The sequence below is a fragment of the uncultured Catenibacterium sp. genome, from assembly GCF_900540665.1.
GTDB lineage: Bacteria > Bacillota_I > Bacilli_A > Erysipelotrichales > Coprobacillaceae > Catenibacterium.
Genome location: NZ_UQGV01000085.1, coordinates 1 through 8,938, shown reverse-complemented (window position 1 = coordinate 8,938; position 8,938 = coordinate 1). Strand labels below are relative to the sequence as shown.

General features: G+C 33.5%; 7 protein-coding genes, 1 tRNA gene and 1 pseudogene. 5 read left to right on the top strand and 4 right to left on the bottom strand.

The annotated features are described in order from the left end of the window. Together QZQ55_RS09795 and QZQ55_RS09790 are read left to right on the top strand one after the other, a co-directional pair. Positions 1-450, top strand: a pseudogene (locus tag QZQ55_RS09795) (hypothetical protein); the annotation flags it as partial. Next, a complete protein-coding gene (locus tag QZQ55_RS09790; protein ID WP_295092884.1) occupies positions 422-1,669 on the top strand; it encodes an MFS transporter in 1,248 nt (415 codons plus the stop codon). The pseudogene QZQ55_RS09795 and the gene QZQ55_RS09790, both read left to right, overlap by 29 nt. Before the next feature lie 16 nt (positions 1,670-1,685). Here QZQ55_RS09790 and QZQ55_RS09785 read toward each other — a convergent pair whose 3' ends face one another. After that, complete coding sequence (locus tag QZQ55_RS09785) at positions 1,686-2,735, bottom strand: AraC family transcriptional regulator (RefSeq protein WP_295092883.1); 1,050 nt, start codon at positions 2,733-2,735, stop codon at positions 1,686-1,688. Between the two features lie 138 nt (positions 2,736-2,873). Here QZQ55_RS09785 and QZQ55_RS09780 point away from each other — a divergent pair, with 138 nt between their 5' ends. Next, positions 2,874-4,727 (top strand): beta-glucoside-specific PTS transporter subunit IIABC, encoded by a 1,854-nt coding sequence (locus QZQ55_RS09780; RefSeq protein ID WP_295092881.1) that lies wholly within the window; start codon positions 2,874-2,876, stop codon positions 4,725-4,727. Positions 4,728-4,729: 2 nt separating this feature from the next. Then, positions 4,730-6,133, top strand: coding sequence for a DUF1593 domain-containing protein (locus QZQ55_RS09775; protein ID WP_295092879.1), 1,404 nt, complete (start codon positions 4,730-4,732; stop codon positions 6,131-6,133). 36 nt (positions 6,134-6,169) lie between these two features. On the opposite strand, the gene QZQ55_RS09770 is transcribed toward QZQ55_RS09775, so the two are convergent. The 3 genes from QZQ55_RS09770 to QZQ55_RS09760 form a co-directional block, all read right to left on the bottom strand. After that, on the bottom strand, positions 6,170-6,424 hold the full coding sequence (locus QZQ55_RS09770) for a DUF4177 domain-containing protein (protein WP_187011808.1): 255 nt from the start codon (positions 6,422-6,424) through the stop codon (positions 6,170-6,172). Between the two features lie 76 nt (positions 6,425-6,500). Then, complete coding sequence (locus QZQ55_RS09765) at positions 6,501-7,040, bottom strand: DUF6560 family protein (protein ID WP_288705036.1); 540 nt, start codon at positions 7,038-7,040, stop codon at positions 6,501-6,503. A gap of 92 nt (positions 7,041-7,132) precedes the next feature. Then, the gene (locus QZQ55_RS09760; RefSeq protein WP_295092877.1) at positions 7,133-8,236 is read right to left on the bottom strand and encodes a 5-methyltetrahydropteroyltriglutamate--homocysteine S-methyltransferase; all 1,104 of its coding nucleotides are present in this window, start codon (positions 8,234-8,236) and stop codon (positions 7,133-7,135) included. A gap of 566 nt (positions 8,237-8,802) precedes the next feature. Between QZQ55_RS09760 and QZQ55_RS09755 the strand changes: the two genes are divergently transcribed. After that, positions 8,803-8,877, top strand: a tRNA-Cys gene (locus QZQ55_RS09755). Positions 8,878-8,938: the final 61 nt, after the last annotated feature.

Below are 8,938 nucleotides of genomic sequence, written 5' to 3'. Positions count from 1 at the left end.
ACATTATCTATGACTCATAGCTTACTAGAATCTGAATTAGATAGAGAATTACTAGTTAGAGTTGGAAAAGATCCTTTAACTGCTAATTTAACAACTCATATTCACCCTGATTATACAATTGCGTCTGTCATTGCACCATTCTTTGATTTAAAGGCTGAAGAGATTGATAAAGCACTCCATGATTTATTATTTATCTTAAAGTGGCTTGTTGCGCCTACTCATCTAAAGAGAAACTTTGTCTTAAGTGTGATGAAGTTAGGTGGTATGTATGAGGAATATAAAGGATTGCTTATCAACTATGAAAAAGATAAACATGCCGCAGATGATATCAATCATCTGATAGAGATGAAGGATGAAGCAGTGCCTCTTGCTATATCACTTATTAATGAGTATGTTGACCATCTTGATGATGATTATTTAAATGAAAGGTTTAATAGAAACTATGAATAAACTGACTAAACTAGAAAAATACTGGATCTTGTATGATGTAGGTAACAGTGCCTTCATTCTACTTGTTTCTACTATTATCCCTATTTACTTTAACTATCTTGCATCACTTGCAAAGATCAGCGAAGTTGATTATCTTGCATATTGGGGATATGCCTCTTCTTTCACAACACTTATTGTAGCTATTATTGGACCAGTGCTTGGTTCTATTGTAGATACAAAAGGCTATAAGAAACCAATATTCACAATTAGTATGATTATTGGTGTGTTGGGTTTAGCCTTCTTATCAGTTCCTACGTCTTGGACTATCTTCTTAGGTGTATTCGTTATTGCGAAGATTGGTTATAATGCAAGTCTGATTTTCTATGATTCTATGCTTCTAGATATTACAGATGACAAGCGTATGGACTACGTTTCATCTCAAGGATATGCATGGGGTTATATTGGAAGCTGTATCCCTTTTGTAGTCAGCTTAGTCTTTGTCTTATTCTATGAAAAGATGGGCATTCCCTTTAAGGGTGCTATGACAATCGCCTTCTTAATCAATGCATTATGGTGGTTAGGTATGACAGTACCACTCTTAAAGAACTATAAACAGGTACATTTCGTAGAAAAACAGGAACATCCTATTCGTGACAGTTTTAAACGTTTAGGACATACTCTTTCCACTTTAAACCAAGACAAGAAGGTTTTCTTCTATTTGATTTCTTTCTTCTTCTATATCGATGGCGTTTATACAATTATTGAAATGGCCACTGCTTATGGCAGTGCCCTTGGGCTTAATACAAATGGATTATTAATTGCATTATTAGTAACTCAGATTGTTGCTTTCCCATTTGCGTTGATCTTTGGACGTTTATCTAAAAAATACCCTACAGATAAATTAATTAAGGTTTGTATTATTGCCTATACTGGTATTGCCTTATTTGCGATTCAGCTAGATAAGCAATGGGAATTCTGGATCTTAGCTATTTTTGTAGGTATGTTCCAGGGAGCTATCCAAGCCTTATCTCGTTCTTATTTTGCGAAGATTATTCCATCTAAGAAATCAGGGGAATACTTTGGTTTATTTGATATCTGTGGTAAGGGTGCATCTTTCATGGGTACAACTCTTGTAGGGCTTATTTCACAACTTACAGGACATATGAACTATGGCGTAGCAATGATTTCAGTAATGTTTGTGATTGGATTCTACTTCTTCCAGAAAGCGGCAAAATTATAAGAGGCATCCGCCTCTTTTATTTTGCCTGGAATTGTTTTCTATAGTCTGCAGGAAAACCACCAAAATAAGCATTAAACTTCTTATAAAAATAACTTAAGTTAGAAAAGCCATTTTCCTGTGCTATAAGGTAAATGGGTTTTTCAGTATTAATGAGTTCCTTTCCTACTTCTTCCATACGATAGTAGTTCACTAGTTTCTTGAAGGTATAGCCTGTTGCTTTTTGAATGGCGCGTGAGAGATAATCAGGATTATAGCCAAACTTCTCTGCTGTTTCTATAAGAGTACAATCCTGATAATGTTGTTCTATGTATTGAATGATTTCTGTCATGTAGCTCTTATTATTTTCTTTAAATTGTTGTTCCATATTCATCTGATATCTTTGAGCCATTTTTATAAAAAGAAGTGAAAAATAGGAATCAAGAATAGAAATTGCAAATAAAGAAGGATCTAAATACTCGCATAAAATCATTTCTATAAGCTGGACCACATAATCATGATCATCTTCTCTATTATTAAAAATGATATAATCATTGTGCTGTGCTTTTTGATCTATAATATTTGTCAGGAAAGTCACAATTGGGTTTACCGAAGAAAATTTACTAATAAATGAGTCACTAAAATAAGAGCGATCCATTTGAAAGTTGAAGATAATATCATTTTCTGTAGGCATTAAGACTGTATGCTTTGAATTAACATCTAAAAGAATCATATCCCCTGCATGAAGTATCACTTCTTTATCATTAACAATTGCATAACAATGTCCAGAATAGACATATTTCATTTCTACATAGCTTCTTGTATGTAGTGGCACAAATGAATATCTTGTCTGTTTTGAACAATAAATAGGAAATGAAAGAATTTCATCTGTAATTATCTGCCCATCATAAAATAAAGTATGTTTTCCTTTTGTGTTTTTATTCCTATCAATTGTGAATTGAATGAGATTTTCATCATCTTCATTAAAATACTTTTCAATATAGTCACCTGAATGATTTGGGTGACTTTTATAATATTGTTCTTTTTTAGTTAGAGGAGTAATCCTACTTCTTAATTCTTCTATTTTCATCATTATCACCTATTTCAACTATAACATCTGTTTTTGACAGTCTGCAAGTGTGTTTATGATATTTTAATCGCTTTCACAGAAGATTATGATATGCATGTAAGTTAACTTAACAAATATCAATTTTGGAGGAAAATACAAATGGCAAAGGATTATACTTCTTTAGCTAAAAAGATTGTAGAAAATGTTGGTGGAGAAAATAATGTGATCTCACTTGTACATTGTGCAACAAGATTAAGATTTAAGCTTATTGATGAAAACAAAGTTAATATGGATGTTTTAAACCAGACCGAAGGTGTTATTACTGTAATGAAAGCAGGAGGACAGGTGCAGGTTGTTATTGGAAATAAAGTAGATGCTGTCTATGATGCTGTACTTAGCTGTACAAATATTAATACTGGTAACACTGAAGAAATTGAAGATACAGGAAAGAAAAACCTTCTTAATACATTATTAGAAACTATTTCTGGCATCTTCTCACCAATGCTTGGTGTTATGTGTGGTGCCGGTATGTTGAAGGCATTACTTATTCTATGTACTACATTGAATATACTGACTGCTGATATGGGAACATACAAAATTCTTTATGCAGCTGCAGATAGTGTGTTTAATTTTATGCCAATTATCTTAGGTTATACTGCTGCAAAGAAATTTAAATGTAATCCATTTATTGCGATGTCTATTGCCATGTCACTTCTTTATCCAACTATGACTACCGCATACTCAGAGGGTACGAAATTGACATTCCTTACTATACCAGTCACTCTTGTAAGCTACGCTTCTTCTGTCATGCCAATCATTATTTCTGTATATGTTAAAAGTAAATTAGAAAAGCTATTAAAGAAAATCATACCAGAAGTATGTAAGCTATTCTTAACACCATTATTAGAACTATCTATTATGGTACCTGCTACATTCTTAGTGATTGGTCCAGTTATGGATAAGTTTGGTAAATTACTTGCATCAGGTTATACAGCTATTATGGGATTCAACCCTATTATCGCTGGTGGTTTTGTCGGCTTGATCTGGCCTGCAGCCGTTATCTTTGGACTTCATTGGGGCTTTGTGCCTATCGTTATGAATAATATCGCCACTTATGGTAGAGATACATTATTCGTTATTACTGGACCTAACAACATGGCGCAGGCTGGTGCTACACTAGGTGTATTCTTAAAAACTAAAGATAAAAAATTAAAAGAATTATCTGGTTCTGCTGCATTCTCTGCAGTACTTGCAGGTATTACAGAGCCAGCTATTTATGATGTTACATTACCTTATAAGAGACCATTTGCGATTGCTGCTGTATTTTCATCTATTGCCGGTATGATTGTAGCTGCCGCTGGTACTAGCTGTCCTACTTTACTTGGTACATCAATTTTAAGTCTTCCTGGCTATATCGGTCCTGGTTTTGTAGGTTTTGTGATTGCTTGTGCGATTGCTTATTTTGGTTCAGCTATTTGTACTTATTTATTTGGTTTTAATGATTCTATGCTTCCACAAAATAAAGTTGAAACAAAAGAAGACACTACTTTAAAAGATGAAACAATCAGTTCTCCTGCCACTGGTGAGATGATTGCCTTAGAAGATGTGAATGATCCTATCTTCTCTTCAAAAGCGATGGGTGAAGGTGTTGCTTTTAAATTAACCGATGGTCATATCTACTCTCCTGTTGATGGTGAAGTCATTATGGCTGCCAAGACTGGCCATGCAATTGGATTAAAGTCTAATAATGGCGCTGAAGTACTTATTCATATTGGTATGGATACTGTTAATACGAACGGTGAAGGATTTAATGTATTAGTAAAAGAAGGACAGAAAGTGAGTATTGGTGATCTGCTTGTTGAAGCTGATTTAAAAGCTATCAAAAAAGCTGGTTATGATAATGTAACTCCTGTCATTATTACTAATACTACTGAATATAAAGAAATTGTTCCTGCATCCTATGGTGCTAAAACTGCAAAAGAAGAAATCATTGAAGTAAAAGTTGGTAAATAATTATGTTACGAACAATTATTACTCAGGATGCTGAAGTAGATGATCAGAACTCATTAAGACATATTCTACTTTATGCCAATGATATAGAAATACAGGGTATCGTACAGACATCATCCATTTTTCATTGGAAAGGACAACCAGGAAAGACTGGGCCAAGTGATAAGGCTGATTATGATCAGCCTTATCGCTGGACTGGCATAAAATGGATGCAGGACATAATGGATGATTATGCTGTAGACTATAAACATCTTGTGACTCATGATGCCAAATACCCTTCTCCTGATCATTTAAGAAGTCTTATCAAAATCGGGAATATTGGATATCCAGGAGAAATGGATGCTTCTACACCAGGCTCAGAATTAATTAGAGAAAAAATATTAGATGATGATCCTAGACCACTTTATATTCAAGTTTGGGGTGGTACTAATACAATCGCCCGTGCTCTTTATGATATAGAGCAGGAATATAAAGATGATGAAAACTGGTTATCAATCAAAGAAAAAATAGAAAAGAAAGTTGTTTTAACTGCCTGTGGTGAACAGGATAATACGTATCAGAACTATATTTCAGAAGTTTATCCAAACATTCAGTTTGTGAAATGTGTGATGATGAATAGTTATGGATACGGCTGGAATAATATGCCTGAAGGAAGCAGTAAAGAGACTCTCAGAGCTGATTTCATGAAAAAACATATTCTTAATAAGGGTGCTTTAATGAGTGGTTATGCTACCTGGGCTGATGATAAGTATTATGAAGGTGAAGAAAATAGATCACAATTTGGTTCAAACAAGAACCTTCTTGTTGACTGGTGGGGAAAGAAATATGGTATGGGTACACATATTCCTTATGATTTCTTATCTGAAGGTGATTCCCCTACTTTCTTCTGTTTACTGCCATGGGGGTTAAGATGTCTTGAAGATTTCTCATATGGAGGATTGTCTGGAAGATATATAAAAGATAATACTAAGAAAAATTCTAAGGGTATTATTTTAAATTACTGGAATCCTGTAGAAGACCTCTATAATGATAAACATACAGAATCTATGTGGTATTATGTTTCTTCTATTCAAAGAGATCTTGCAGCAAGAGCCTCTTGGTGTATCACTGATGATAAAGAAGAAGCGCCAGTACTATCTATCCAGGAATCTCTTGACATCAAAGCTGATAAAGGTACAACTGTAGAGCTTCATATAACTAAAGATGAACATGTGCTCTATAAAACAAAGTATTATCAAGAGGCTTCTAGTTATAAAGGAAATGTTTCTGTTAGTTTAGATGATTCTATCAAGATTGATATACCTGAAGATGTTGAATCAGGTGATATTCTACATATTCTCGTTGAAGCATCAAACGATTATAAACATCGACTTTCTAGATTTAAACAAATCATTATTAAAATCAATTAAAAAGTGAGCTGTAACATATGCGTTACAGCTCATTTTTTAATCTATTCTTTCAAATACCATTGTTGCCTGAATCTTATCTCCTCCAAGGAATCCTTTTGATCCAGAAGATGAAGTAGAAATAGTGTGTAACCTATATCCTTTTTCAGCCTGCTTATTGATTTCAGCCTGTAGATTCGTCAAACTCTTTGTACCAGATCCTGTACCTAGAAACTTTTCAGTAAGTACCACCTGCAATACAACATACTTATCTCTATTAACATGTGAAGCTTTACCTGCAACATCATCCCACATAAGAATACCTCCCTTCTATATTTCAATTATAGTAGAAATGATTCTTAGATGCGTTGAGTAATCCTTTGACAGTGCCTTATTTAAGGTGCTTATTTGATATTTCTATATTTTGTGACTTTAATAGATTCAGTAAATGATCATAATGATCCGATAAAGCATCTATCTTAATCAATTTCTTTCCCATCTTATCATACAAGATCATTGCATCCTTCTTATCAATGATTACTTGTCTAATATCAGTGATACATAATACCTTCTTAACATGAAATATTCTATGTATCTCTAATTGCGAATCATCTACTTTTACACCCCATATAGATGCCCAGGCCACACCATATAAGCCAATAGCTCCAAAGATAGAAGAAAAATACAGATGTCCCATTTCTACTGTTTCATTGCCTTTCAGATAAAAATAACTAAATACAAGAAACATAATCAATCCTAGAATGAACTGTGACATACAGGCATACTTCAACACTGATGGTGCTTTAACTCTATAATGTGTAGTACTTATGTTCTCATCAGTCGTTTTACTAGAAGATAAATGAGATATCACTTCACCGATAACGCCTAGCACAATCGCAATAACTATATATCTAATTATAGTTTCTATCATATCTGTTCACCTCTTATACATGAATTATATTGTATCAATTAATATACTACAAGACACAAAAGAATCCCCTAGGATCTCCTAGAGGATTCTTTTTAACCCCAGACTTCTTCTGCGATTTCTTTCACAAGTTTTAATTTAGCCCATTGTTCTTCTTCTGTTAGTTTATTACCAATCTCACATGATGCAAAACCACATTGTGGGCTTAATGATAAACGTTCAAGAGGAATATACTTGCTTGCTTCCTTAATTCTCTGAATGATTTTTTCTTTATCTTCTAATTCTGGATGTTTAGTAGTGATTAATCCTAAGACAACCTTCTTATCACCAGATACTTTTGTAAGAGGCTTGAATCCTCCTGATCTTTCATCATCATATTCTAAATAGTATGCATTCACATTTTCTTCACCAAATAATAAATCAGCCACACTATCATAAGCACCTGAACTAAAGAATGTAGAATGATAATTACCACGACATACATGTGTATTAATTTCTAAATCTTTTGGACTTTGTGCAACTACTTCATTATTAAGTTCTAATAATCTCTTTTTATAGTCTTTTAATGCGTCACCAGATCGTCCTGTAAGGCCACATGCAAGCTTTGGATTGACCATACCACCCCAGACACAGTCGTCAAACTGTAGTACACGACATCCTGCATCATAAATTTCATGGACAAATTCAACATAAGCCTTGACTACATCAGAGGCAAAAGCCTCTTCATTTTCATAAATACTTAATGTATTTCTAAGTAACTGTGCTCCTGTAAAGTAAGCATAGAACTGCCCTGGTGAAGGGATAGTCTGTTTGGCTACTGTATTTTCATCTTCAAACTGTTTTACAAATTTGAAATGTTCTACGAAAGGATGATGATCACAGCTGATCTTTCCTGTGACATAAGTATCATCAATCATAGCTGCTTCACCATCAAATGTTGTATTACCTTCTATTGTCTTTTTATGTTCTACACCATTAAATCCCCACATGAAGTCTAAATGCCATGTAGAACGTCTAAATTCACCATCAGTAATTGTATGATAACCTAATTCTTTAATCTTAGTAATAAGTTCTGTAATACACTCATCTTCTACCTTTTTTAATTTTTCTGCATTAATTGTATTATTTTCAAAATCTCTTCTCGCCTTCTTAAGTCTCTCAGGTCTTAAAAAACTACCTACATAATCATATCTATTCATCTTAATTGTCTCCTTTTTGCGTGAGTTCATTGTATCAGAGATATTCTGCAAGTAGAAATACGTATAATTGAGGGTTTGTTATAGGTTGAGACTATGGATACGATACATAAGCAATGTACTTGTATTCAAAAATAGAAAGCATACTATTAGTGCCAGAATCCCTTTAATCCCTAATGAATGAAAGGGATTAATAAGAGGTGGTATACAAACACAAGAATAAGCAATACTGAACTCAATAAACAAATAAGTAGAATGCTTCCTGAATATATATTGTAATACAATTAATATAAACATAAGTGGTAACGATGTTTTAATAACTGATAAAATTATTTCCTTATACATAGTTATGACTCCTTGTTTTCTATTATGTATGCGAATTTTAGAAGAATTATGTGATTTATATTAGAAATGTAAATTATATTGATTATTCCATCACAAAACCGATTATCAGGTTTTCTCATGTAGTAAATCAAATATGTTTTATATATTTTTTTAAACTTTTTTTCTCAAAAACACTTGCAATTATGTGAAATCCATAGTATATTATACGAGCGCCATGAAGCAATGGTTCCATAGCCAAGTTGGTAAGGCAGAAGACTGCAACTCTTCGATCATCGGTTCAAGTCCGGTTGGAACCTCCAAAAAGTGTGCCCTGGTGGCGAAACTGGTAGACGCACAGGACTTAAAATCCTGCGGACTTCA

Coding starts and splice junctions, on each gene's coding strand:
- QZQ55_RS09790 (WP_295092884.1), top strand. CDS start 422: ATGAAAGGTTTAATAGAAACTATGAATAAACTGACTAAACTAGAAAAA.
- QZQ55_RS09785 (WP_295092883.1), bottom strand. CDS start 2,735: ATGAAAATAGAAGAATTAAGAAGTAGGATTACTCCTCTAACTAAAAAA.
- QZQ55_RS09780 (WP_295092881.1), top strand. CDS start 2,874: ATGGCAAAGGATTATACTTCTTTAGCTAAAAAGATTGTAGAAAATGTT.
- QZQ55_RS09775 (WP_295092879.1), top strand. CDS start 4,730: ATGTTACGAACAATTATTACTCAGGATGCTGAAGTAGATGATCAGAAC.
- QZQ55_RS09770 (WP_187011808.1), bottom strand. CDS start 6,424: ATGTGGGATGATGTTGCAGGTAAAGCTTCACATGTTAATAGAGATAAG.
- QZQ55_RS09765 (WP_288705036.1), bottom strand. CDS start 7,040: ATGATAGAAACTATAATTAGATATATAGTTATTGCGATTGTGCTAGGC.
- QZQ55_RS09760 (WP_295092877.1), bottom strand. CDS start 8,236: ATGAATAGATATGATTATGTAGGTAGTTTTTTAAGACCTGAGAGACTT.